Genomic DNA, 24,925 nt, shown 5'->3' with positions numbered 1-24,925 from the left:
TCAGGCTCCCTGTCCGGCGAGGCCCAGGGCCTCGCGTACACGCGTTTTCACTTTCAGGCGGTAGCGACGGTCCAGCGCCGCCAGCACGCCACCCAGGGCCATCATCAGGCCGCCCAGCCAGATGAAGCGCACGAACGGCTTGATGTGCACCCGCACTGCCCAGGCGCCGTTCTCCAGCGGCTCACCCAGGGCGACGTAGAGGTCGCGGGTCAGGCTGCCGTGGATGCCGGCCTCGGTCATCATCGAGTTCTGCACACTGTACAGACGCTTCTCCGGGTGCAGCACCGCCACTTCGGAACCGTCGCGGGTCACGCGGATGGTGCCCTTGTCGGAGGTGAAGTTCGGGCCTTCGAAGTGATGGGTGCCCTCGAAGCGGAACTGGTAACCGGCCAGCTCCACCGACTCGCCCGGCTCCATGCGCAGGTCGCGCTGGGCGCTGAACTGGCTGGTGAGGACCACGCCGATGGCGCAGATGGCGATACCGAAGTGCGCCAGCTGCATGCCCCAGTAGCTGCGATTGAGGCCCGCGGCACCGGCGATTACCCCCTTGTGGCGGACCTTGTCGAAGAAGTCACGCACGCCGGCCAGCACCACCCAGGCGGCCAGCAGGAACACCGTCAGCACTTCCCAGTGCAACTCGCCATAGAGGAAGCTGCCGGCCACGCCCAGCACCAGGGTACCGATCAGCACCGGGGTGAGCATGCCGCGCAGCCAGCGGGTCGGGGTGTCCTTCCAGCGCACCAGCACGCCGACCGCCAGGGCCAGCATGAGGATGGCGATCAGCGGCACGAACAGCGCGTTGAAGTACGGCGGACCGACCGACAGCTTGGCGCCGCTGATGGCGTCGAGCACCAGCGGGTAGAGGGTGCCCAGCAGGATCATCGAGGCGGTGACCACCAGGATCAGGTTGTTCAGCAGTAGCAGGGTCTCGCGGGACCACAGGGCGAAGCCGACCTGACTCTTGACCACCGGCGCGCGCAGGGCGAACAGCGTCAGTGAGCCACCGACCACCATCAGCAGGAAGGCGAGGACGAACACGCCGCGCTCGGGGTCGGAGGCGAAGGCGTGCACCGAGGTCAGTACGCCGGAGCGGACCAGGAAGGTGCCCAGCAGGCTCAGGGAGAAGGCCGCGATGGCCAGCAGCACGGTCCAGCTCTTGAACACGCCGCGCTTCTCGGTCACCGCCAGCGAGTGGATCAGCGCGGTGCCCACCAGCCAGGGCATGAAGGAGGCGTTTTCCACCGGGTCCCAGAACCACCAGCCGCCCCAGCCCAACTCGTAGTAGGCCCACCAGGAGCCGAGCACGATGCCGATGCCGAGGAAGGTCCAGGCCACCAGGGTCCACGGACGCGACCAGCGCGCCCAGGCGGCGTCGAGGCGGCCGCCGAGCAGCGCGGCGATGGCGAAGGCGAAGGCCACCGAGAAGCCCACGTAGCCCATGTAGAGCATCGGCGGGTGGAAGATCAGGCCGGGGTCCTGCAGCAACGGGTTGAGGTCGTTGCCGTCGGCCGGCACCTGCGGCAGCAAACGGCTGAAGGGGTTGGAGGTGATGATCAGGAACAGCAGGAAGCCGGTGCTGATCATGCCCATCACGGCGAGTACGCGGGCCAGCATCACTTCCGGCAACTGGCGGGAGAACACCGACACGGCGAAGGTCCAGCCGCCGAGAATCAGCGCCCAGAGCAGCAGCGAGCCTTCGTGGGCGCCCCACACGGCGCTGAACTTGTAGAACCAGGGCAGCGCGCTGTTGGAGTTGCTGGCGACGTAGGCCACCGAGAAATCATCGTGGAGGAAGGCCCAGCTCAGGCAGCCGAAGGAGAACAGCAGGAAGGCGAACTGCCCCCAGGCCGCCGGGCGCGCCAGGCTCATCCACTGGCGATCGCCGCGCCAGGCGCCGATCAGCGGGAAGAAGGACATCACCAGCGCCATGCACAGCGCGAGGATCAGCGAAAGGTGGCCGAGTTCGGGAACCATGTCAGTTGCTCCCCTGCTGAGGCGCGGCGTTGCCGCTCTGGCTGGCTTCGTAGTGCTCCAGCTTGCCGCTGTCCTTGAGCGCCTTGGTGACTTCCGGCGGCATGTATTTCTCGTCGTGCTTGGCCAGCACTTCATCGGCGGTCAGCACGCCATTGGCGTCGATCTTGCCCAGGGCGACGATGCCCTGCCCTTCGCGGAACAGGTCCGGGAGGATGCCGCGGTACTTCACCGTGACTTCCTTGGCGAAGTCGGTGACCACGAACTCCACGTCCAGCGAATCCGCGGAGCGCTTGAGCGAGCCCTTCTCCACCATGCCGCCGGCGCGGATGCGCGTGTCGTGCGGGGCCTCGCCGTTGGCGATCTGGGTCGGGGTGTAGAACAGGTTGATGTTCTGCTGCAGCGCCGACAGCGCCAGGCTGACGGCGACGCCCACGCCGGCGACGATGGCGAGTACGATGTACAGGCGCTTCTTGCGGACCGGATTCACTTGTTGGCCTCCCGGCGCAGACGACGCGCCTCTTCTTGCAGGTATCGCCGGCGCGCCAGCAGCGGCGAGACGACGTTGATCGCCAGCACCACCAGACTGATGGCGTAGGCGGACCACACATAAGGGCCATGATGCCCCATAGCGAGGAAATCACCGAAGGACTGGAAACTCATAGCACGCGCTCCACTTCAGCCTTGACCCAGCTCGCACGGGCCTCGCGCTTGAGCACTTCCAGGCGCATGCGCATCAAGAGCACCACGGCGAAGAAGCAGTAGAAGCCGGCGACCATGAGCAGCAGCGGAATCCACATCTCCGGCGGCATCGGCGGCTTCTCGGTGAGGGTGAAGGTGGCCGGCTGGTGCAGGGTGTTCCACCAGTCCACCGAGTACTTGATGATCGGGATGTTCACCACGCCGACGATTGCCAGCACCGCACAGGCCTTGGCCGCGCTGTCGCGGTTGGTGATCGCCTGGCCGAGGGCGATGACGCCGAAATAGAGGAACAGCAGGATCAGCATCGAGGTCAGGCGCGCGTCCCACACCCACCAGGCGCCCCAGGTCGGCTTGCCCCAGATGGCGCCGGTGACCAGCGCGACGAAGGTCATCCAGGCACCGATAGGTGCGGCGCACTGCACGGCGACGTCGGCGATCTTCATCTTCCAGATCAGGCCGATGGCGCCGGCCACGGCCAGCATCACATAGCAGGACTGGGCGAGGAACGCCGCCGGAACGTGGATATAGATGATGCGGAAGCTGTCGCCCTGCTGGTAGTCCGGCGGCGCGAAGGCCAGGCCCCAGACGATGCCGACGCTCATCAGCAGCGCCGCGGCGACGGCGAACCAGGGCATCCAGCGTCCGCTGATCTCGTAGAACCACTTGGGCGACCCAAGCTTGTGAAACCAAGTCCAGTTCATCATCAGGCTCTGTAATTCAGGGCTCTAGTTTCAGTCGCCGGTACCGTTTCCCGATCCGGCGATCGTTCGTTCACTCGCCGACGCTGATCTTCAGCCCGGCGGCGATGGCAAAGGGCGTCAGCGTCAATGCTAACGCCGTCAGGCTGGCCAGCCACAACAGGTGCCCGGCGGTCGGCAACCCCTGCAGGGAGGCCTGCAGCGCACCGCTGCCGAGGATCAGCACGGGTATGTACAGCGGCAGGATCAGCAGCGCCAGCAGCAGGCCGCCGCGCTTCAGGCCCACCGTCAGTGCCGCACCCACCGCGCCCAGCAGGCTCAGGACCGGCGTACCCAGCAACAGTGACAACAGCAGGTCCGGCAGGCAGCGCGCCGGCAGACCCAGCATGAGCGCGAACAGCGGGGACAGCAGAACGAGCGCCAGCCCCGAAATCAGCCAGTGTGCCAGTACTTTGGCCAGTACCAGAAGTGGCAGGGGGTGCGGCGAAAGGACCCACTGCTCCAGCGAACCATCCTCGAAGTCGCTGCGGAACAGGCCATCCAGCGACAGCAGCACCGCCAGCAATGCCGCGACCCAGACCAGGCCCGGCGAGAGGTTCTTGAGCATTTCCGATTCGGGGCCGACCGCCAGCGGGAACATCGCGATGACGATGGCGAAGAACACCAGCGGGTTGGCCAACTCCGCCGGACGGCGGAACAGCAGGCGGGTCTCGCGAGCGAGCAACAGGGTGAAGACGCTGCTCATCGGGCCGCTACCTCACGCGCATGCTGGCCGAGATCGAGCGCCCGATACCCCTCGGGCATCCGCTCCAGGGTGTGGTGGGTGGTCAACACGACCAGGCCGCCGCGCTCGCAATGGCCGGCCAGGTGCTCCTCCAGTTGCGCCACGCCCTGCTTGTCGAGGGCGGTGAAGGGTTCGTCGAGGATCCACAGCGGCGGCGCATCCAGGTACAGGCGCGCCAGGGCCACGCGGCGCTGCTGGCCGGCGGACAGGGTGTGGCAGGGAACGTCTTCGAAACCGCGCAGGCCGACGGCGGCCAGGGCTTCCCAGATGGCGTCGCGGCTGGCCGGCTGGTGCAGGGCACAGAGCCAGGCGAGGTTCTCCTCGGCGCTGAGCAGGCCTTTGATGCCGGCGGCGTGACCGATCCACAGCAGCAGGCGGGCCAGTTCGCCGCGCTGATCGCGCAGGGGCTTGCCATTGAGCAGCACGTCGCCGGCGGTGGGCTGCATCAGCCCGCTGAGCAGGCGCAGCAGGCTGGTCTTGCCGCTACCGTTGGGGCCGACGATCTGTAGCATCTCGCCAGCGCCCAGTCGCAAATCGAGACGCTCGAACAGCATGCGCCAGTCCCGCTCGCAAGCGAGCGCCACGGTTTCGAGAAGTGGATGGGTCAAGGACATCGGCAACCGTCGGGCAGAAAACAGTCAGTGGAGCAAAAATGCGGCCATACCGTCCGGGCCGCCAAGCACGGCCTCGGGCGGCGCATTATACACAGCCGTTCCTACGCCCGACGTCAGGTTTTTCGACAGGGTGTAACGTCAAAACAGCGCACCCCGCCCTTCCCTGAGCCGCCCCGTCGCCGCCGGACGGTCTAAAGTGCCCGCAGCGCACGCCGATACACTGGGCGTCAACCCGTCCCGCTACCCTGCAGGTCTCCGATGCCGAGCGAAATTGGCGCTCCCCGCCCGCTCCCTCCCACGCCGCCGTCGCGCAGCGCCCCAAGCGCCGCGGAGCTGACCCTCAAGCTCGCGCAGAGCCTGGGCGACCTGCTACCGCCGGGTGAAAAGGCGCTGGCCGAAGTCGTCGCGGTACGCGACACCCAGGTCAGCTTCCAACTCCTGCTGCGCCTGACGCTGGCCAGCGGCCAACAGACCCTGGTCAGCGCGGAAAGCCCGCAAGCCCTGCCCCAGGGCAGCACGCTGCAACTGTCGGCGCTGTCCCAGACCCACCTTGCCGTCACCCTGCTGAACCAGGGCATGGCCGGACAGGCGCCCCTGGACAGCCTAGACCTCGACCTGCTGCCGGTAGGCACCCTGCTGCAGGGCAAGGTCGAAGCCAGCCAACTGATCGCCCAGGGCAAGGCGGACCAGGCCCTCTACCAGGTGCTGGTCCGCCTGCTGAACACACCACTGGCGGGACGCCAGTTGAGTCTCGAGTCGCCCCACTCGCTGCCCCTGGGCAGCCTGCTCAGCGCGCGGGTCCAGGGCCAGCAGGCCCTGCAGTTCCTGCCGCTGACCAGCCGTCTCGACCAGCTCGACCTCAACCAGCAACTGGCCGCCCAGCAGGGCCGGCAAGGCTCGCTGGAAGGACTGTTCCACGCGCTGCAGGGCGCGGGACGCGGCCAATCGCTCAGCCCCGAGCTGCGACAGGCGGTGGACAAGCTGCTGAGCGCCCTCCCCGAGCCCCGCCAACTCGGCGACGCCAAGGGCGTGGCCCAGGCCATCCAGCAGAGCGGCGTATTCCTCGAAGCCCAACTGTTGCGCGGTGCGGAAGGTTTGCCACAGGACCTCAAGGGCAATCTGCTGCGCCTGATCGCCCAGTTGCTGCCCGCCCAGAACGGCACTGCCGCCTCGGTGCTGGGCAATCTCTCGGGCAACGCCCTGGCCGGAGCCAGCCATCTGGCGCAGTCGCTGCCGGCCTTCGTACGCAATGCCCTTGGCGTAATCGGCCAGACGGGCGGACGTACGCCGTCGCCGGTCGGTTTCCCGCTGCCCAGCCGCCTGGCGCGCCAACTGGAGGAAGACGGCGACCTGGAATCCCTGCTCAAGCTGGCCGCCGCCGCGGTGGCGCGCCTGCAGACCCACCAGTTGTCCAGCCTGTCGCAGAACGAAGTGCTGCCCGACGGCACCCTGCTCAACACCTGGCAGATGGAAATCCCCCTGCGCCAGCAGCACAACCTGGTGCCACTGCAAGTACGCATTCAGCAGGAAGAACGACAAGGCAGCGAACGCGAGCAGCCCGACACGCTCTGGCGCGTGGAACTGGCCTTCGACCTCGACCCGCTCGGTCCGCTGCAAGCCCAGGCCACCCTCGCCCACGGCAGCATCACCAGCCAGCTCTGGGCCGAGCGCGCCAGCACCGCCAGCCTGATCGACCGCGAGCTGGGCGCCCTGCGCCAGCGCCTGAACGACGCCGGACTCAGCGTTGGCGAACTGTCCTGCAACCTGGGCAAACCGCCCCAAGGTACACGGACCGCCGTGGAGCAACGCTGGGTGGATGAAACCGCATGAGCATGTCGAAGAAAGCCCCGCGCCAGGTCATCGCCCTCAACTACGACGGGCAGAGCGCACCGACCCTCACGGCCAAGGGCGACGACGAACTGGCCGAAACCATCCTCGCCATCGCGCGCCATCACGACGTGCCGATCTACGAGAACGCCGACCTGGTGCGCCTGCTGGCTCGGCTGGAGCTGGGCGAAGCGATTCCCGAGGCGCTCTATCGCACCATCGCCGAGATCATCGCCTTCGCCTGGTACCTGAAAGGCAAGAGCCCGCTGGACGCAACGGCCCCCGCTGGCGAACCGCTGCAGTTGGAAGGACCCGGCCCCCGGACCGACCGATAGCGCTCGACCTCAGGCACGGCCTCGGCGCGGCGTCTCGGGCACCTGGTAATCCTGGAGCTCGCTCACGGATGCTCGAATCGGCTGCTCATCCTCGCCGTGGTAGAGCACCAGGCTGTCGGTGATCTCACGCAACTGCGCCAGGGAGACCGGCTTGTCCAGCACCCGCAGCAGCGGCACGCGATGCCGCCACGCCCACTGGAAGAGCCCGGTCTTTTCTTCAGCGCTGTAGCTCCCGACCAGCACGAACTGGCGGAAGGCGTTGCTCTGGCCAAGGGTTTTCAAGCTCACCAGCTCATCGGGGCCGGGCACGAAGTCGTCGTGGATGAACAAGCTGTAGCGCTGCTGGCTGGCCAGCACCTTGCGCACCTCGTCCAGGTCCTGGCAGAGGCTCAGGTGATAGAACTCCAGGCAATTGAGCAGTGCGCCGTAATCCATCAATCGGCCCGGATGCGCGCACAACACCATAGCCCGTCGCGAAATGGCGGCCATATCGGTGGCCCTCAGGAAAGTTTCTGACAGGGCCAATCTAACGATGATCCGACCAAATTTTTATCAGGCAAATCCGAAATACGCGTAGCTAATGCACTACAACGAACGATTCCGAAGAATCCATCGGACGCCCTGGCCCCACTACAGAGCCTCCCACCCCGTACAGGGCCGCGAGCATTCGCTCCCCGGCAGAGCGCGGCGGAAGCCTTCGAACGAAAGCTGGAACCCGTTCAGCAATGGTCTACACGCTGCTGCTCGCCGCGGTCATCGTCGCGCTGGGACTTGTCGCGCTGGGACTTGTCGCGCAGCGCTTCGATACCGGCACGAAGAACCGCAAAGCCTGAGCGAACGCGGGCTGAAAACAGGGCCCCGCTTCCGGGGCCTTGTTTTTGCGGACGACGGGCTAGTCGCGCGCCTTGCCCTGATGCAGGCGAGCGACCAGTTCGGCCTCGGCCTGGGACAGGCCGCAGCTCTGGGTCAGGTCCTCGGGACTCGCCCCCATGCCGACCAGGCGCGCGGCCTGACTGAAGGTCAGACTGGCGGGATCGCGCTGCTCCATGCGCGTCAGGCGCTCGGGCAAGGGCGCAACCTGCTTGCCGAGTTCGCGCAATTCCTCGCCCATGCGGACGTTGATCTGCTGGTAGGACTCGATGCGCTTGCCCAGCTCCTTCAGGCGCTGCTCCAGCTCGGCGATCCGTCCGGCCTGTTCCGCCGCCTGCGCCTGCTGGACGCGCTGACGCCCCGCCAGCCAGACGCAGGTCCCGGCAAGGCCCGCACAGGCCAGCCCGAGGATCACCAGTGCAATCGACAGCACCTCAGATGCTCTCCAGCTCCGACCACTCTTCCTCGGTCATCATCTTGTCCAGCTCGACCAGGATCAGCAGTTCGCCGTTCTTGTTGCACACGCCCTGGATGAACTTGGCCGATTCCTCGTTACCGACGTTCGGCGCGGTCTCGATCTCGGACTGGCGCAGGTAGACCACCTCGGCGACGCTGTCGACCAGGATGCCCACCACCTGCTTGTCGGCTTCGATGATGACGATGCGGGTATTGTCCGAGACCGGCGCCGGGTCCAGGCCGAAGCGCTGGCGGGTGTCGATCACGGTCACCACGTTGCCGCGCAGGTTGATGATGCCCAGCACGTAGCTCGGGGCACCCGGCACCGGCGCGATCTCGGTGTAGCGCAGCACTTCCTGGACCTGCATCACGTTGATGCCGTAGGTCTCGTTGTCCAGGCGGAAGGTGACCCACTGCAGAATCGGATCTTCGGCACCTTGCGCTGACGTTTTCTTCATATCCCCTCGCCTCTTCGTCGAACCACGCCGCCGGGGGCATGGTGAATTTCGTTAAATGGATCGGCGCGCACTCAATGCCGAGGGCGCCGCGTTGCGCCGCTGGCGATCAGTTCGGCCAGCGCCGAGACGTCCAGCAGCGCGCACATCTGCTCGATCACCGTGCCGGCCAGCCACGGGCGTTGCTGGCGCTGGGTGCGCCACTTCACCTCGGACGGATCCAGGCGCACCGAGCGGCTGACCTGGTGCACCGCCAGCCCCCACTCGTAGCCCTGCACGGAAATCACATACTGCAAGCCTTCGCGATAGTCGTCGCGGTAGCGCTCGGGCATCACCCAGCGCGCGGTGTCCAGCACCTTCAGGTTGCCGGCCTGACCCGGCAGGATGCCGAGGAACCAGTCCGGCTGGCCGAACAGCGGAGTCAGATCGTGGCCCGCCAGCGGATAGATCGAACCCAGGCAGACCAGCGGCACCGCCAGGGTCAGCCCGGCGACGTCGAACAGCAGGCATTCGAAAGGTTCGGCGGCCCATACCGGCCGGCCGTCGTCCAGCAGCGCCAGCGGCGCGACCGGCAGTTCGGCGCTGCCCGGCTGGCGCAGTTCGATGACCTGCGCGCTCTGCGCCGGAGACGCGGTGTGCGGCACCACCGGCTCGGCCCCGACCGGACGCGCAGCGGGCTCGTGGGCAACGCTCAGCCGGGCATCACGCACCTGCTCCTCGAGCACCGCGGCTTCAAATTCATCCAGGCTGACGCTGTCGCGCTGCGGCGACACCAGGGTCGACGGGGGCTCGACAACGGCCGACGCCACGATCTCGGCACTGGCCAGGGCAACCGCTGCCGGAGCTTCGGGCGCGACGACGGGCGCCGGCGGTTCGTCGGCGAACTCTTCGAAAGCATCCTGCAGCAGCGCGTCCAGATAGGACTGCAGCGCAAGCTGGGGGCGCGTGGCGGTAGCGGAACGACTCATGGTTGATGACCGCGCAAAGGGACTTTCCAGCCTATCGGCCGCTGGGTGACGAGACTTGAACGCTCTCGTCGGAAATTCAGGCTCGCCATGCTCAAGCCACCTGCGCCGCCGGCACCTGGGTCAGCAGGTGCTTGAGCAAGGCGCGGTAGGCGATCACGCCCCGGCTGCCGGCCTCGTTGCGCGAGGGCACCAGGCCGTGGCGGCTGGCGTCGCGCAGCTTGGTATCCACCGGCACGAAGGCCTGCCAGAGCGTCTCGGGATAGGTGTCGCGCAACATCCGCAGCGCGCCCAGCGATGCCTGGGTACGACGGTCGAACAGGGTCGGCACGATGGTGAAGGGCAGCGCCTGCTTGCGCGAGCGGTTGACCATCTTCAGGGTGTTGACCATGCGTTCCAGGCCCTTCAGGGCGAGGAACTCGGTCTGCACCGGGATCACCAGGTGCTGGCTGGCCGCCATCGCGTTGACCATCAGCACGCCGAGCAGCGGCGGGCTGTCGATGATCGCGTGGTCGAACTGGCTCCACAACTGCGCCAAGCTCTTGGCGATCACCAGGCCCAGGCCGTTCTGCCCCGGCGACTGGCGCTCCAGGGTGGCCAGCGCGGTACTCGACGGCAGCAGGCGGATGTTCTCGTGACTGGTGGGCAGCAGCAGCGACTCCGGCAGCCCCTCGGGCACGTTGCCCTGGTGCAGGAACAGGTCGAACACGCTGTGCTCCAGGGTGTCCGGGTCGTGGCCGAAATAGCTGGTCATCGAGCCGTGCGGATCGAGGTCGACGATCAGCACACGCTTGCCGGCGTCGGCCAACAGGCCCGCCAGGGCGATGGAGGATGTGGTCTTGCCGACGCCACCTTTCTGGTTGGCTACCGCCCAGACTTTCATAGTGCTCGCTCCCCGCTTGCACAGGATCGGTTCAGGGTCGTCACGTTTCACTCTCCCGCAACCGACGTCGAAGAATTGACGGCGCCACTGCCGGGCGCCTCGCTGGCAACCACCGGTGCAGGTTGCGTGCCAGCGTGACGCAGCGCCGGATCGGGCTGCGCCTTGCCGCTGCCCACGCCGCTCACGCTGCGGCGCACCTCGAGGTTGCGGGAAATCACCAGCACCACCCGACGATTGCGGGCTCGCCCGTCCGCCGTGGCGTTGTCGGCCACCGGCTGAAACTCACCATAGCCCACCGCCGCCAGCCGGCCGGCATCCAGCCCGTCCTGGGCGAGCATGCGCACGATGCTCGCGGCGCGGGCCGCCGACAGTTCCCAGTTGGTCGGGTACTGGGCATTGTGGATCGGCACGTTGTCGGTGAAGCCTTCGACATGCACCGGGTTGCGGTAAGGCGCCAGAATCCTGGCGACCTTCTCGATGATGCCAAAGGCGGTGTCATTGGGAATCGCATCGCCGCTGGGGAACAACAGGCTGGAATTGAGGGTGATCTCGATCCAGAACTCGTTGCCGCGCACGCTGACCTGATCGCTCTTGATCAGTTCGCCGAACGCCTCGCGCATGCTGCTGGATATCTGCTGCAAGGTATCCGGGCTGCCCTGGGCCTGACCTTCGTCCTGCGGCTCGTTCAGCGACTGGTCCGGCTGCTGGGTACGTGGCCGCTCCTCGCCGATGGGGATCGGACGCACCGAGCGGTCGGCCTGGTTGAACACGCCGGTCAGGGTTTCCGAGAGGATCTTGTACTTGCCCTCGTTGATCGAGGAGATCGAGTACATCACCACGAAGAAGGCGAACAGCAGGGTGATAAAGTCCGCGTAGGACACCAGCCAGCGTTCGTGATTCTCGTGTTCCTCGTGGCGGCGACGGCGAGGCATTGATGTCCCCTCCTCAGCCGACGAAGCCTTGCAGCTTCAATTCGATGGAGCGCGGGTTCTCGCCCTCGGCGATGGACAGCAGGCCCTCCATCAGCATTTCGCGGTAGCAGGACTGGCGCAGCACGATGCTCTTGAGCTTGTTGCCCACCGGCAATAGCAACAGGTTGGCCAGGCCCACGCCGTAGATGGTGGCAACGAAGGCCACGGCGATGCCATTGCCCAGCTGGCTGGGGTCGGCGAGGTTGCCCATCACGTGGATCAGGCCCATGACCGCGCCAATGATGCCGATGGTCGGCGAGTAGCCGCCCATGCTTTCGAACACCTTGGCCGCCGCCAGATCGCGGCTTTCCTGGTTGTACAGGTCGACTTCGAGAATGCTGCGGATGGCTTCCGGCTCGGCGCCGTCCACCAGCAATTGCAGACCCTTGCGCGCGTAAGGATCGCGTTCGGCGTCGGCGACGCCTTCCAGGCCCAGCAGGCCTTCCTTGCGCGCGGTCATGCTCCAGCCGACCACGTGGCCGATGCCGCCGACCAGGTCCACCCTGGGCGGCAGGATGATCCAGCGCAGCATGTGCAGCGAACGCTTGAGCACCGCCACCGGGGTCTGCAGCAGCGCGGCGGCCAGGGTGCCACCGACCACGATCAGCGCCGCCGGGCCGTTGGCCAGCGCGCCGACATGCCCGCCCTCGAGGAAGTTGCCGCCGATGATGGCGACCAGCGCGAGGATCAGGCCGACCAGGCTGAGCACATCCATCAGCCGCAGGCCTCGGTGAGGTGGCGGCCGATGTCGTCCAGGCTGTACACCGCGTCGGCCAGGCCCGCCTTGGCGATCGCCATCGGCATGCCGTAGATCACGCAGCTGGCTTCATCCTGCGCCCACACCTGGGCACCGCCCTGCTTGAGCATGCGCGCACCTTCGCGGCCATCGGCGCCCATGCCGGTGAGGACCACCGCCAGCACCTTGTCGCCGTAGGCCTTGGACGCGGAACCGAAGGTCACGTCGACGCAGGGCTTGTAGTTCAGGCGCTCGTCACCGGGCAGGATGCGGATCGCGCCACGGGCGTCGACCATCATCTGCTTGCCGCCGGGGGCCAGCAGGGCCACACCGGGGCGCAGCAGGTCGCCGTCCTCGGCTTCCTTGACGGTGATCCTGCACAGTTTGTCCAGGCGCTCGGCGAAGGCCTTGGTGAAGGCCGCCGGCATGTGCTGGATCAGCACCAGCGGCGCGGGAAAATTGGCGGGCAACTGGGTCAGGACCCGCTGCAGCGCCACCGGCCCACCGGTGGACGTACCGATGGCCACCAGCCGGTAGGCCTTACGCTTTGGGGCGGCGGAGGTCGCCGGCGCGGGAGCGGCGGGCGCCTGGCCGCCGGAGGGGGCCGTCGCGGCCTGGCGCGGGGTACCGCCGGCGGCGGGCGCGGAAGCCGAAGCGCTACCGGAGTAGGAGGCGTAGGCGGCGAAGCGGCGATTGCTCTTGGCAATGGTATGGACCTTCTCGCACAGCAGTTGGCGGACCTTGTCCGGGTTGCGCGAGATGTCCTCGAAGTTCTTCGGCAGGTAGTCCACCGCGCCGGCATCCAGCGCGTCCAGGGTCACCCGCGCGCCCTCGTGGGTCAGCGAGGAGAACATCAGCACCGGCGTCGGGCAGCGCTGCATGATGGTCCGCACGGCGGTGATGCCGTCCATCAGCGGCATCTCGTAGTCCATGGTGATCACGTCGGGCTTGAGCGCCAGCACCTGGTCGATCGCCTCGCGGCCATTGGTGGCCGTGCCGACCACCTGGATCTGCGGATCGGCGGAGAGGATCTCCGAGACACGGCGACGGAAGAATCCCGAATCGTCCACCACCAGGACTTTGACAGCCATAGACACTCCTGAATGAAGCCTTGCCACGCGCGCGGGCGCCCCCACACGCGCAAGAATCAGATACGCCGCGCGTAGCGCTTGAGCATGCTCGGCACATCGAGGATCAGCGCGATGCGCCCGTCCCCGGTGATGGTGGCCCCGGCCATGCCCGGCGTGCCCTGCAGCATCTTGCCCAGCGGCTTGATCACCACCTCTTCCTGGCCCACCAACTGGTCGACCACGAAGCCGATGCGCTGGGTGCCCACGGAGAGGATCACCACGTGGCCCTCGCCCGGCTCGTCATACTGCGCGCCCGGCACCAGCCAGCGCTTGAGGTAGAACAACGGCAGGGCCTTGTCGCGGACGATCACCACTTCCTGGCCATCGACCACGTTGGTGTTCGACAGGTCGAGGTGGAAGATCTCGTTGACGTTGACCAGCGGGAAGGCGAAGGCCTGGTTGCCCAGCATCACCATCAGGGTCGGCATGATCGCCAGGGTCAGCGGGACCTTGATGACGATCTTCGAGCCCTGACCCTTGGCCGAGTAGATGTTGATGATGCCGTTGAGCTGGGAAATCTTGGTCTTCACCACGTCCATACCGACACCACGGCCGGAGACGTCGGAGATCTCGGTCTTGGTCGAGAAGCCCGGGGCGAAGATCAGGTTGTAGCAGTCGGACTCGGACAGGCGATCGGCCGCATCCTTGTCCAGCAGGCCCTTCTCCACGGCCTTGGCGCGCAGCACGTCCGGGTCCATGCCTTTGCCGTCGTCGGAGATCGACAACAGGATGTGGTCGCCTTCCTGCTCGGCGGACAGCACCACCTTGCCCGAACGCGACTTGCCGGCGGCCTCGCGCTCGTCGGGGCCTTCGATGCCGTGGTCCACGGCGTTGCGCACCAGGTGCACCAACGGGTCGGCCAGGGCCTCGACCAGGTTCTTGTCGAGGTCGGTCTCTTCGCCGATCAGTTCCAGGTTGATCTCTTTCTTCAGGCTGCGAGCCAGGTCGCGGACCTGTCGCGGGAAGCGCCCGAAGACCTTCTTGATCGGCTGCATGCGGGTCTTCATGACCGCTGACTGCAAGTCAGCGGTGACCACATCGAGGTTGGAGACGGCCTTGGCCATCGCCTCGTCGCCGCTGTTGGCGCCCAGGCGCACCAGGCGGTTACGCACCAGCACCAGTTCGCCGACCATGTTCATGATCTCGTCCAGGCGCGCGGTGTCCACGCGCACGGTGGTTTCCGCTTCGTTGGCCGGTTTCTCTGCAGCGGCAGCGGCGGGCTTGGCCGCAGCAGGCTTGGCGGCAGCGGCCGGCGCCGGAGCGGCAGCGGGCTTGGGCGCAGGTGCAGCAGCCGCTTTGGGCTGTGCATTGGATGGTGCAGCTGCGACCGGCTCTTCCTTCGCGCCAGTGAACTGGCCCTTGCCGTGCAGCTCGTCGAGCAGCTTCTCGAATTCGTCGTCGGTGATGTTGTCGTCGCCACCGGCAGCCGGAGCTTCCTCGGGCTTGACCTCGGCAGCAGCAGCCTCGACGGGAGCAGCGGCTTCTTCCTTCGCGCCGGTGAACTGGCCCTTGCCGTGCAACTGGTCGAGCAGCGCTTCGAACTCGTCGTCGCTGATCTCGTCGCCAGCACCGGCGGCGGGCGCCTCGGCAACCGGTGCCGGAGCCGCGCTGACGGGTTCCTTGGCAGCAGCGCTGAACTGGCCCTTGCCGTGCAACTGGTCGAGCAGTGCTTCGAATTCGTCGTCGGTGATGTCGTCGCCACCGCTGCCAACCGGCGCAGCAGGCGCTTCTGCGGCAGGCTCGAGGGCATCCATCAGCTGTTCGAACTCGGCGTCGGTGATGTCGCCATACGCGGCCGCAGCGGCCGGGGCTTCTTCAACGACAGGCTCGGCAACGACCGCAGCGGGAGTTTCGGCGGGAGCGGCCCCCGGCTCGGCCAGGCGCGACAGCGCCGCCAGCAGCTCAGGCGTGGCCGGGGTCGGCTCTTGCGCATCGCGCACTTGCTGGAACATGACGTTGACGGTGTCCAGCGCCTGCAGGACCACATCCATCAGTTCGGCATCCACGCGACGCTCGCCCTTGCGCAGGATGTCGAACACGTTCTCGGCGATGTGGCAGCACTCCACCAGCGCGTTCAGCTGGAGAAAGCCCGCGCCGCCCTTGACGGTGTGGAACCCACGGAAAATCGCATTGAGCAGGTCCATATCATCGGGTCGGCTTTCCAGCTCGACCAGTTGCTCGGACAGTTGCTCGAGGATCTCGCCGGCCTCCACCAGGAAGTCCTGGAGGATCTCGTCATCGGCGTCGAAGCTCATTCGGTGCTCCCTCTACAGCGTCAGCGGACGCCTAAAAACCAAGGCTGGACAACAGATCGTCGACATCGTCCTGACCGGATACGACGTCCTTTCTTGTATCGGCAGCGATCTGCGGACCTTCACCCTTGGACGATCTTTCTTTTTCCACCGCGTCGCGCATGCCGTCGTGGTCGTGCTCGATGCCCGCGTAACGGTCCACCTGGCCGGCCATCCAGACCAGCTTGACCAGGTTCGCCTCGACCTCGGTGACCAGCCTGGTGACGCGCTTGATCACCTGCCCGGTGAGGTCCTGGAAGTCCTGTGCGAGGAGGATGTCGTTGAGGTGCGCGGAGAGCTTGCGGCTGTCCTGGGCGCTGATGTAGAGGAACTGCTCGACGCGCTTGGCCAGGTCGCGGAAGGCGTCGGGGCCCAGCTCGCGACGCATGAAGCGCGACCAGTCTTCCTGCAGCGCCTTGGCCTGGGTCTCGATGTGCATCACCACCGGGGTGCACTCTTCCACCAGGTCCATGGTGCGGTTGGCCGCTTTCTCGGTCATCGTCACCACGTAGGACAGGCGGTCGGTGGCGTCGGCGATCTGCGAGACTTCCTGGGCGCGCGGGGAACTGGGATCGATCTGGAAGTTGACGATGGCGTTGTGCAGCTCGCGGGTGAGCTTGCCGACTTCCTGGTAGAGCCCGCGATCGCGCGCCTGGTTGAGCTCGGAGATCAGTTGCACGGCGGTCTGCACATCACCCTGCTCCAGGCAATCGACCAATTCGCGCGCGTGTTTTTTCAGGGTCGACTCGAAGTCACCCGCGGATTCGTTGACGAGATCCATGACGCCCTCTTGATGCGAGGGGCTGTTGGTGTTTCGGCGCAAGCGGCGAAACATCAACAGACCCTACTAGCTGCCGACCCGCTCGAAAATCTTCTCGATCTTTTCTTTCAGCACCTGAGCGGTGAAAGGCTTGACCACATAGCCGTTGACCCCGGCCTGGGCCGCTTCGATGATCTGGTCGCGCTTGGCCTCGGCGGTGACCATCAGCACCGGCAGGTGCTTCAGGCGCTCGTCGGCGCGCACCGCGCGCAGCAGGTCGATGCCGGTCATGCCGGGCATGTTCCAGTCGGTGACGAGGAAGTCGAAATTGCCGCTGTGCAGCATCGGCAGCGCGGTGGTGCCGTCGTCGGCCTCCGCGGTGTTGGTGAACCCCAGGTCCCGCAGGAGGTTCTTGATGATGCGCCTCATCGTGGAAAAATCGTCCACGATGAGAATTTTCATATTCTTGTCCAAACCGACCTCCATCGATACCAGGCACGTCCTGGCGGGCGTACCGTCAATTCATTGAGCGGCGTGCGCTCATCCCGTGTGGGCGGCGTCAAAGGGACGGCGCCCAGGAGAAAACTCAAGACCTGAGGCTTTCTCGCAAGAAAAATCCGACGCGAAACTACCCGAAGCTCAGTGCGCTCGCCACTCCGCCAGGCGTGCCCGCAGGCGCGCGGCGCACTGGCTGTGCAACTGGCTGACCCGGGATTCGCTGACGCCCAGCACTTCGCCGATCTCCTTGAGGTTCAGTTCCTCGTCGTAGTACAGCGCCAGCACCAGCCGCTCGCGTTCGGGCAGCTTGGTGATGGCGTCGGCGAGCGCCGCCTGGAAGCGTTCGTCTTCCAGACCGTGGGCGGGCTCGTTGCCCTGGTGCGAAGCATCTTCGGCCAGGCCGCTGCCCTGCTCGCCGTCCTGCAGCAGATCGTCGAAGCTGTACAGCCGGCTGCCCTGGGTGTCGCTGAGGATGCCGTAATAATCTTCGAGACTCATATTGAGTTCGGCAGCAACTTCCTGATCTTTAGCGTCACGACCGGTTCTGGCCTCGACGGCGCGGATCGCATCACTGACCATGCGGGTGTTGCGATGCACCGAACGCGGGGCCCAGTCGCCCTTGCGCACCTCGTCGAGCATGGCGCCACGGATGCGGATGCCAGCATAGGTTTCGAAGCTCGCGCCCTTGCCGGCGTCGTATTTCTTCGAGGCTTCCAGCAGGCCGATCATGCCGGCCTGCATCAGGTCCTCCACCTGCACGCTGGCCGGCAGGCGGCCGAGCAGGTGGTAGGCGATACGCTTGACCAGCGGCGCGTACCGCTGGATCAGTTGGTCCTGGGAGTTCTGCGCCTGCGCCTTGCTGTACATACGCGCTCCGGAGGCCGTCATCATACGGCCGAACCCGTGGTCGGATGCTGCACCAGGCGTTCGACGAAGAACTCCAGGTGCCCTCGCGGATTGGCCGGCAGCGGCCAGCTGTCGACTTTCTGCGCTATCGCGCGGAAGGCCAGGGAAGCCTTGCTGCGCGGAAACGCCTCATACACCGAACGCTGCTTCTGCACCGCCTTGCGCACCGATTCGTCGTACGGGATGGCGCCCACGTACTGCAGCGCCACGTCGAGGAAGCGGTCGGTGACCTTGGTCAGCTTGGCGAACAGGTTGCGGCCCTCCTGGGGGCTGTGCGCCATGTTCGCCAGTACGCGGAAGCGGGTCATGCCGTAGTCGCGGTTGAGCAGCTTGATCAAAGCGTAGGCATCGGTGATGGAAGTGGGTTCATCACAGACGACCAGCAGCACTTCCTGCGCTGCGCGGACGAAGCTCACCACCGAGTCGCCGATGCCGGCGGCGGTGTCCACCACCAGCACGTCGATGTTGTCGCTGATGTCGCTGAAGGCCTGGATCAGGCCGGCGTGCTGCATCGGCGTGAGGTGCACCATGCTCTGCGTGCCGGAGGCCGCCGGGACGATGCGCACGCCGCCGGGGCCCTGGAGGATCACGTCGCGCAGGTCGCATTCGCCTTCGATGACGTCGGCCAGCGTGCGCTTGGGCGTCAGGCCCAGCAGCACGTCGACGTTGGCCAGGCCCAGGTCGGCGTCCAGCAGCATGACGCGACGGCCCAGATCGGCCAGCGCCAGCGACAGGTTCACCGACACATTGGTCTTGCCGACACCACCCTTGCCGCCGGTGACTGCGATTACCTGTACAGGATGCATGCCCATATCAATACCTTGTCTCGTCGTTCGACCGCCGCGCCCCCTGGCGCTGCGGCCCTGCCGGCCGCGGTGCTCTACCGCTTCCGGCGTTCGCGGATCGTCTCCCAGAGCATCCGCATCGCCGGGTGGCCCTGTCGGCCGCCCTTCGCCCCACCACGGGGCCGTTCAATTCGCTCAACCGGCGCAACGCACCGGCTGCTGGTACAGGCCGGCGAACATGTCGGCCATTGCATCCTCGCTCGGTTCTTCCGGCGCCTGCAGACTCACCGCGCGGCTGACCAACTGGTGACTGCGCGCCACCTGCAGATCATCCGGAATCCGCGGACCATCCGCCAGATAGGCTACCGGGAGACGCTGACCGATAGCCAGAGCCAGGGCTTCGCCGAGGCTGCCGGCTTCGTCCAGCTTGGTCAGGACGCACCCGGCCAGGCCGCACGAACGATAGTTCTGCCAGGCGGCCTTGAGCACCTGGCTCTGGCTGGTCGCGGCCAGCACGAGGTAATTCTTCACGTTCAGGCTCTGCGCGGCCAGCGCTTCGAGCTGCATGCGCAGCGCCGGATCGGTGGCGGGCAGGCCGGCGGTATCGATCAGCACCAGGCGCTTGCGCGCCAGCGGCGCCATCGCCTGGATCAGCGACTGGCCCGGATCGACCAGGGTCACCGGCACGTTGAGGATGCGGCCGAGGGTCTTGATCTGCTCCTGCGCGCCGATGCGGAAGCTGTCCATCGACACCAGGGCGATGCTCTGCGCGCCGTACTTCAGTACGTAGCGAGCGGCCAGCTTGGCCAGGGTGGTGGTCTTGCCCATGCCTGCCGGACCGACCAGCGCGACCACTCCGCCCTGCTCCAGCAGGTCGATTTCCGGGGTGCTGATCGAGCGTGCCAGGTGCGCCAGCAGCATGCGCCAGGCCTGTTTCGGCTCGGCGATGGAGGCCACTTTCTCCAGCAGGCTGCGCGACAGGTCCGCCGGCAGGCCCATGCGCTGCAGGCGACGCCACAGGTTGGCCTGCTTCGGACGCTGGTTCTGCAACTGGTTCCAGGCAATGGAGCCCAGTTGCACTTCGATCAGTTCACGCAGGCCGTTGAGCTCGAAGCGCATGGCGTCCAGCGCCTGTTGGCCGACGCTGGCGGCCGCCGGTGCGGTCATGGTTTCGGCGAGGGTTTCGGCAGCGCTGCGACGCGGCGCTTCGGCGCCGTACATTTGACGGTCCTTGCGCACGGCCTCGCTCATGCGAGCCGGCTCGCTCAGTTCGGCCTTGGCCTCGGCGATGCGCGCCTGGGTCTTGCGCAGTTCGGCTTCCAGCGCCGGGTTCGGCTTGCTCGCCGCCACCGGGGCCTGGTAGTCCAGCGCCGCGGTCAGCTCGACGCCGCCGGCGACACGGCGATTGCCGATGATCGCGGCGTCCGGGCCCAACTCGTCGCGGACCAGTTTCATGGCCTGACGCATATCGGCGGCGAAGAAGCGTTTTACCTGCATGGCCTGGGACCTCGATGCACTCTATCCAACTTCCGACTATTGCTGCCCAACGGTGGCAACGATAGTGACTTGTTTGTTGTCCGGGATTTCCTGGTAAGCCAGCACGTGCATGGTGGGGACCGCCATCCGCGCGAATCGGGACATCATTGCGCGGACCGGACCGGCCACCAGCAGGATCGCCGGCTTGCCGAGCATTTCCTGGCGCTGCGCCGCCTCGACCATCGAGCGTTGCAGCTTTTCGGCCATTCCGGGCTCCAGCAACATGCCGTCTTCGGAGCCCTGTCCGGCCTTCTGAAGACTATTGAGCAATATCTGTTCCAACCTGGGTTCCAGGGTAATCACAGGCAGCTCCGGCTCTAGTCCCACAATGGTTTGCACGATTGCGCGGGACAGCGCGACGCGAACCGCCGCCACCATCGCGGCGGGATCTTGACTCTTGGCGGCAACGTTGGCGATGGCCTCGGCGATGGTGCGGATGTCACGCACCGGCACCTGCTCCTGCAGCAGCGCCTGCAGGACCTTGAGCAGAGTCGACAGGGAAATCATCCCCGGCACCAGCTCTTCGGCGAGCTTGGGCGAAGTCTTGGCCAGCAGTTGCATCAGTTGCTGGACCTCCTCGTGGCCGAGCAGCTCGTGGGCGTGCTTGTGCAGCACCTGGTTGAGGTGGGTGGCGACCACGGTGCTGGCGTCCACCACGGTGTAGCCCAGGGACTGCGCCTGGTCGCGCTGGGACGGCTCGATCCACACCGCTTCAAGCCCGAATGCCGGGTCCTTGCCGGCAATACCGTTGAGGGTGCCGAACACCTGGCCAGGGTTGATCGCCAGCTCGCGGTCCGGGTAGATCTCGGCTTCGGCCACGCTCACGCCCATCAGCGTCAGGCGGTAGGCGTTGGGCAGCAGGTCGAGGTTGTCGCGGATGTGTACCGAGGGCATCAGGAAGCCCAGGTCCTGGGACAGCTTCTTGCGTACGCCCTTGATCCGCGCCAGCAACTGGCCGCCCTGGTTGCGGTCCACCAGCGGAATCAGGCGGTAACCGACCTCCAGGCCAACCATGTCCACCGGGGTCACGTCGTCCCAGCCCAGTTCCTTGGTTTCCTGGGCGCGCTGGGCCGGCAGCAGTTCCTGCTGGCGCTGGGTTTCCTGCTCGGCCTGCTGCGCCGCCTGGCGCTGGCGTTGCCAGATCAGGTACGCGCCGCCAGCAGCCAGACCGCCGAGACCAATGAAGGAAACGTGCGGCATGCCCGGCACCAGCCCCATCGCGATCAGGATCGCGGCGGAAATCGCCAGCGCCTTGGGCGAGGCGAACATCTGCCGGTTGACCTGCTGGCCCATGTCCTCGGCGCTGGAGACGCGGGTCACCATGATCGCCGCGGCAGTGGACAGCAGCAGCGACGGCAACTGCGCCACCAGGCCGTCACCGATGGTCAGCAGGGCGTAGACCTTGCCGGCGTCGCCGAAGCTCATCGAGTGCTGGAGCATGCCGATGGCGATGCCACCGATGAGGTTGATGAAGAGAATCAGCAGGCCGGCGACGGCGTCGCCACGGACGAACTTGCTGGCACCGTCCATCGAACCGTAGAAGTCCGCCTCCTGGGCCACCTCGGCGCGGCGCTTCTTGGCCTCCGCCTGCTCGATCAGGCCGGCGTTGAGGTCGGCGTCGATAGCCATCTGCTTGCCGGGCATGGCGTCGAGGGTGAAGCGCGCGCTCACCTCGGAGATACGCCCGGCGCCCTTGGTAACCACCACGAAGTTGATGATCATGAGGATCGCGAAGACCACGATGCCGACCACGTAGTTGCCGCCGATCACCACCTCGCCGAATGCCTGGATCACCTTGCCTGCGGCAGCGTGGCCGTCATGGCCGTGGAGCAGCACCACGCGGGTGGAAGCGACGTTCAGCGCCAGGCGCAACAGGGTTGCGACCAGCAGGATGGTCGGGAACACGGCGAAGTCCAGCGGCCGCAGCGCGTACACGCAGACCAGCAGGACCACGATGGACAGGGCGATGTTGAAGGTGAACAGCACGTCCAGCAGGAACGGCGGGATCGGCAGGGTCATCATGCCCAGCATGGCCAGCAGCAGCAGCGGCACGCCGAGATTGCCCCGGCCCAGGCCCGCCAGATTGCTGCGAACGTTGCTGATCAGTTGCGTGCGGTCCACCCTCGACTCCCCTGCCCTGCGGCGGGACTCGCGCCCGCCGGATCAAACTTTTGACGCCCAAGCGGGCGTTTGCAGAGGGTTTAGCAGGAAGCGTTCCAACTTTTTGAAAGCGCGCCGATTTCACATCGGCAGAACAGGCCGGGCGCCCTGCGATCGGCTCGCCCGGCCTGCGCAGTCAGCCCTATAGAGGGCGAATCAAGCCTTTCAGCACCTCCGTGAATGTGTCGATCTGCGCCGGAGTAAAGCGCGCAAAAGTCTTTGCCTGCTGCTCCTCGGCGATGTGCCACAACATCTCAGCCTGGTCAATGCCCGCCGGGGTTAGTCCGCAGCCATTCTCACTGACCTGCAACCAGCCCTTGCGCAATAGGTTTGACTGCGCCTCGTCGATTTCGCGCGACGGCATTGCCACCAGCGACTGGAGAGTCGGGACATCCACATTGGCGTCCTTCTCCAGCACCATGAGCATGCGAGCCTCGCTGGTTCGCAAGCCGCTCGCCATCTGCCGAGGCTGATAGTCAGCCTGATAGCAACGCAGAGCCTGGGTCATCAGATAGTAGAGGTTATGATTCAGGCGTCCCTGGAAAGTGGTACGCGGCACTCCCGCCCGGGTTTCCCGCAAACGCGGATGCGGCAGCACACTGGAATACACGCCCTGATGATAGAGCAGAGGTGAACGCCCCAAATCGTCGAATGCCAGTACACGACCGATGAGAATCCAGTGGTCGCCACCATCCACCCGCTGGTGCAGCTCGCATTGGAAGCGCGCCGCACAACCCGGCAATAGCGGCGCGCCGCCAACGCCTGTCTCGCAAGCCACCCCTGAAAACTTGTCTGCACAGGGTCTGGCAAACTGATTGGACAGGTCGATCTGGTCTGCCGCCAGTACGTTGACCGCATAGTGTGTGGCGCGCTCGAAAACCGCCAGGCTGGTCGAGCGCTTATCGATGCTCCACAGAACCAGCGGCGGATCGAGGGATACCGAGTTGAAGCTATTGGCGGTCATGCCGACCCGCTCACCGTCGGAGGCGGCCGTCATCACCGTAACGCCGGTGGCGAAATTGCCAAGGGCACGGCGGAAGGCGCGGGAGTCCACGCCCACTTCATTGTTCCGGTTCATCACAGATTCCTCCACGCCGGCGCGAGACCGGCGGGATAGCGAGATAGTCTTTGCAAGCGAATACGCTTCCAGGGCACGGGCAGACGCTCAGACCATACTCGGATCCGGCTCCAGGCCCATCAGCTCACGGCCGAGGATCTGCGCACAGACGTCGTAGTCGGTGTAGGCGTGGGCGCCGGTCATGTGCGAGTCGCGGAACAGACGCTGCATCTCGTTGCTCTCGAACCAGGCTCCGCCACCAGCAGCCTCGAACAGGCGATCCACCGCCTGGATGCACATCTTCACCGCATAGCCCTGGTTGGTGCGCCAATAGGCCAGGGTCTGGCGGTCCGGGTAGCGCTTCTGCCGGCCATGTTCGGCGTGTTCTTCCCAGGTCTTTTCCAGGAAGGCGCGGGCCGCCGCGACCTGATGGGTGGACTCGGCCAGGCGCATCAGGGCCGGCGTGGCGGTACCGACACTGGCGCCGGTGTAGGCGCGCACGCGGTTCTTGGTCTTCTCGGCGAAGGCTGTGAGCATGCGCTCGGCGATGCCCAGGCTGATGGAGGCGAAGCCGCTGGCGAAGTAAGGGCGGTACGGGGTGTAGAAAATCTTGCTGTCGGGGTACAGGCCGAAACCGGCCGAGCGCCCTTCCATCATGTCCTTGGCCGCTTCGATGCGGTGGTTGGGAATGAACACGTCCTTCAGGAACAGCGTCTTGGTGCCGCTGCTGCGCATGCCGCAGACGAACCAGTCATCACGAATCTCGTACTCGCTGCGCGGCACCACGCCGAAGCAGTACACCGGCGGCTCGCCTTCGCCGGCCTGACGGCGGAAGCCGAGGATGGCCCATTCGGCGTGGTCGCAACCGCTGCTCCAGCCCATCTCGCCGTTGAAGATGACGCCGCCTTCGGTCTCTTCCACGCGACCGAACGGCGCGATACTGCTGCTCGCGGTTGCGTCGGGATTGCTGCCCCAGAATTCGTCCTGCGCCTGCCTGGAAAACATCGCCATCTGATGGCTGTGGGTGCACAGCAGGCTGAAGGCCCAGGCGGTACCGCCGCAGGCGCCGGCGAGGGCGATCACGCACTCGGTGAATTCGGGCAGGGAGATTTCCATGCCGCCATAGGCTTTCGGCTGGAAGGCGCGGTGCATGCCGATGCCCTTGAGCAGGGCGATGTTTTCGGCGGGCACCATCCGGTCCTTCTCCGCCTGGGCGGCGTTGGCGGCGATGGCCGGCAGGATGGCTTTCAGGTCTTCGAGGAGCGGGTTTGGCTTTTTCATGTTATCGGCCCTGATTGTTTTTGACTGATTGCCGGAGTGGCGCGTGGGGCGTCGATGCGACCCGGGCCTATCCGACAGGGCTCTCGAGTGAGATGGCGAGAGTGGCAGGGCGATTATGGGACGCTGTCGCGGCCTCCCTGAATGCAACTTCCAAAGGCTAGATTGCACTTTTCGCAGAATTTCATTTCGTTATTAACGATCTAAGTGGCAGGCCCAATATCACGAAAAACAAAGCTTCCTATCGGTTTTTCTCG

Annotated in this window: 25 protein-coding genes; 2 read left to right on the top strand and 23 right to left on the bottom strand. The window is 65.9% G+C overall.

Annotation, left to right across the window (positions count from 1 at the left end; genetic code table 11):
- From H681_RS09165 to ccmA, 6 genes are all read right to left on the bottom strand, one after another.
- Positions 1-1,974 carry a heme lyase CcmF/NrfE family subunit gene (locus H681_RS09165; RefSeq protein WP_015476575.1) on the bottom strand — a complete coding sequence of 658 codons (1,974 nt, stop codon included), beginning with the start codon at positions 1,972-1,974 and terminating at the stop codon, positions 1-3.
- Between the two features lies 1 nt (position 1,975).
- Positions 1,976-2,461 carry a cytochrome c maturation protein CcmE gene (gene ccmE / locus H681_RS09160; protein WP_015476574.1) on the bottom strand — a complete coding sequence of 162 codons (486 nt, stop codon included), beginning with the start codon at positions 2,459-2,461 and terminating at the stop codon, positions 1,976-1,978.
- Positions 2,458-2,634, bottom strand: coding sequence for a heme exporter protein CcmD (gene ccmD, locus H681_RS09155; RefSeq protein WP_015476573.1), 177 nt, complete (start codon positions 2,632-2,634; stop codon positions 2,458-2,460). Before ccmD ends, ccmE begins: the two co-directional genes overlap by 4 nt.
- Positions 2,631-3,377, bottom strand: a complete 747-nt coding sequence (locus H681_RS09150; RefSeq protein WP_086009556.1) for a heme ABC transporter permease — start codon at positions 3,375-3,377, stop codon at positions 2,631-2,633. The genes ccmD and H681_RS09150 overlap by 4 nt, the downstream gene beginning before the upstream one ends.
- 67 nt (positions 3,378-3,444) lie before the next feature.
- The gene (ccmB, locus tag H681_RS09145) at positions 3,445-4,116 is read right to left on the bottom strand and encodes a heme exporter protein CcmB (RefSeq protein WP_015476571.1); all 672 of its coding nucleotides are present in this window, start codon (positions 4,114-4,116) and stop codon (positions 3,445-3,447) included.
- Positions 4,113-4,769 carry a cytochrome c biogenesis heme-transporting ATPase CcmA gene (ccmA, locus tag H681_RS09140; protein ID WP_086009555.1) on the bottom strand — a complete coding sequence of 219 codons (657 nt, stop codon included), beginning with the start codon at positions 4,767-4,769 and terminating at the stop codon, positions 4,113-4,115. Before ccmA ends, ccmB begins: the two co-directional genes overlap by 4 nt.
- A 258-nt stretch (positions 4,770-5,027) precedes the next feature.
- Here ccmA and fliK point away from each other — a divergent pair, with 258 nt between their 5' ends.
- Both fliK and H681_RS09130 read left to right on the top strand, forming a co-directional pair.
- Positions 5,028-6,599 (top strand): flagellar hook-length control protein FliK, encoded by a 1,572-nt coding sequence (gene fliK, locus H681_RS09135; protein ID WP_015476569.1) that lies wholly within the window; start codon positions 5,028-5,030, stop codon positions 6,597-6,599.
- A 2-nt stretch (positions 6,600-6,601) separates the two neighbouring features.
- Positions 6,602-6,931: an EscU/YscU/HrcU family type III secretion system export apparatus switch protein gene (locus tag H681_RS09130; RefSeq protein WP_041712524.1), complete on the top strand. Its 330-nt coding sequence runs from the start codon at positions 6,602-6,604 to the stop codon at positions 6,929-6,931.
- Positions 6,932-6,940: 9 nt separating this feature from the next.
- Here H681_RS09130 and H681_RS09125 read toward each other — a convergent pair whose 3' ends face one another.
- From H681_RS09125 to H681_RS09045, 17 genes are all read right to left on the bottom strand, one after another.
- Complete coding sequence (locus tag H681_RS09125; RefSeq protein WP_015476567.1) at positions 6,941-7,366, bottom strand: hypothetical protein; 426 nt, start codon at positions 7,364-7,366, stop codon at positions 6,941-6,943.
- Between the two features lie 457 nt (positions 7,367-7,823).
- Positions 7,824-8,234, bottom strand: coding sequence for a DUF2802 domain-containing protein (locus H681_RS09120; protein WP_015476566.1), 411 nt, complete (start codon positions 8,232-8,234; stop codon positions 7,824-7,826).
- 1 nt (position 8,235) lies between these two features.
- Positions 8,236-8,715 carry a chemotaxis protein CheW gene (locus tag H681_RS09115; RefSeq protein ID WP_015476565.1) on the bottom strand — a complete coding sequence of 160 codons (480 nt, stop codon included), beginning with the start codon at positions 8,713-8,715 and terminating at the stop codon, positions 8,236-8,238.
- A 71-nt stretch (positions 8,716-8,786) separates the two neighbouring features.
- Complete coding sequence (locus H681_RS09110; RefSeq protein ID WP_015476564.1) at positions 8,787-9,680, bottom strand: CheW domain-containing protein; 894 nt, start codon at positions 9,678-9,680, stop codon at positions 8,787-8,789.
- Between the two features lie 91 nt (positions 9,681-9,771).
- Entirely contained in the window at positions 9,772-10,560 is a 789-nt protein-coding gene (locus H681_RS09105; protein ID WP_015476563.1) for a ParA family protein, read from the bottom strand.
- Positions 10,561-10,607: 47 nt separating this feature from the next.
- On the bottom strand, positions 10,608-11,492 hold the full coding sequence (gene motD / locus H681_RS09100) for a flagellar motor protein MotD (RefSeq protein WP_015476562.1): 885 nt from the start codon (positions 11,490-11,492) through the stop codon (positions 10,608-10,610).
- Between the two features lie 13 nt (positions 11,493-11,505).
- Positions 11,506-12,246 carry a flagellar motor protein gene (locus H681_RS09095; RefSeq protein ID WP_015476561.1) on the bottom strand — a complete coding sequence of 247 codons (741 nt, stop codon included), beginning with the start codon at positions 12,244-12,246 and terminating at the stop codon, positions 11,506-11,508.
- On the bottom strand, positions 12,246-13,358 hold the full coding sequence (locus H681_RS09090) for a protein-glutamate methylesterase/protein-glutamine glutaminase (protein WP_015476560.1): 1,113 nt from the start codon (positions 13,356-13,358) through the stop codon (positions 12,246-12,248). Before H681_RS09090 ends, H681_RS09095 begins: the two co-directional genes overlap by 1 nt.
- A gap of 56 nt (positions 13,359-13,414) precedes the next feature.
- Entirely contained in the window at positions 13,415-15,652 is a 2,238-nt protein-coding gene (locus H681_RS09085) for a chemotaxis protein CheA (protein ID WP_015476559.1), read from the bottom strand.
- Positions 15,653-15,683: 31 nt separating this feature from the next.
- Complete coding sequence (locus tag H681_RS09080) at positions 15,684-16,469, bottom strand: protein phosphatase CheZ (RefSeq protein ID WP_015476558.1); 786 nt, start codon at positions 16,467-16,469, stop codon at positions 15,684-15,686.
- Between the two features lie 66 nt (positions 16,470-16,535).
- Entirely contained in the window at positions 16,536-16,910 is a 375-nt protein-coding gene (locus H681_RS09075; protein ID WP_085988857.1) for a chemotaxis response regulator CheY, read from the bottom strand.
- Between the two features lie 177 nt (positions 16,911-17,087).
- Positions 17,088-17,837, bottom strand: coding sequence for an RNA polymerase sigma factor FliA (fliA, locus tag H681_RS09070; RefSeq protein WP_041711844.1), 750 nt, complete (start codon positions 17,835-17,837; stop codon positions 17,088-17,090).
- Entirely contained in the window at positions 17,834-18,664 is an 831-nt protein-coding gene (fleN, locus tag H681_RS09065) for a flagellar synthesis regulator FleN (RefSeq protein ID WP_015476555.1), read from the bottom strand. The genes fliA and fleN overlap by 4 nt, the downstream gene beginning before the upstream one ends.
- A gap of 168 nt (positions 18,665-18,832) precedes the next feature.
- Positions 18,833-20,134 (bottom strand): flagellar biosynthesis protein FlhF, encoded by a 1,302-nt coding sequence (flhF, locus tag H681_RS09060; protein WP_015476554.1) that lies wholly within the window; start codon positions 20,132-20,134, stop codon positions 18,833-18,835.
- A gap of 36 nt (positions 20,135-20,170) precedes the next feature.
- Entirely contained in the window at positions 20,171-22,294 is a 2,124-nt protein-coding gene (gene flhA, locus H681_RS09055; protein WP_015476553.1) for a flagellar biosynthesis protein FlhA, read from the bottom strand.
- 181 nt (positions 22,295-22,475) lie between these two features.
- Positions 22,476-23,411: a p-hydroxyphenylacetate 3-hydroxylase reductase component gene (locus H681_RS09050; RefSeq protein ID WP_015476552.1), complete on the bottom strand. Its 936-nt coding sequence runs from the start codon at positions 23,409-23,411 to the stop codon at positions 22,476-22,478.
- 87 nt (positions 23,412-23,498) lie between these two features.
- Complete coding sequence (locus tag H681_RS09045; protein ID WP_015476551.1) at positions 23,499-24,671, bottom strand: p-hydroxyphenylacetate 3-hydroxylase oxygenase component; 1,173 nt, start codon at positions 24,669-24,671, stop codon at positions 23,499-23,501.
- Positions 24,672-24,925 lie beyond the last annotated feature (254 nt).

The organism is Pseudomonas sp. ATCC 13867 (assembly GCF_000349845.1).
GTDB lineage: Bacteria > Pseudomonadota > Gammaproteobacteria > Pseudomonadales > Pseudomonadaceae > Pseudomonas.
Note: the sequence above shows the minus strand (reverse complement) of the source record. Positions and strands in the feature narration are given on the sequence as shown.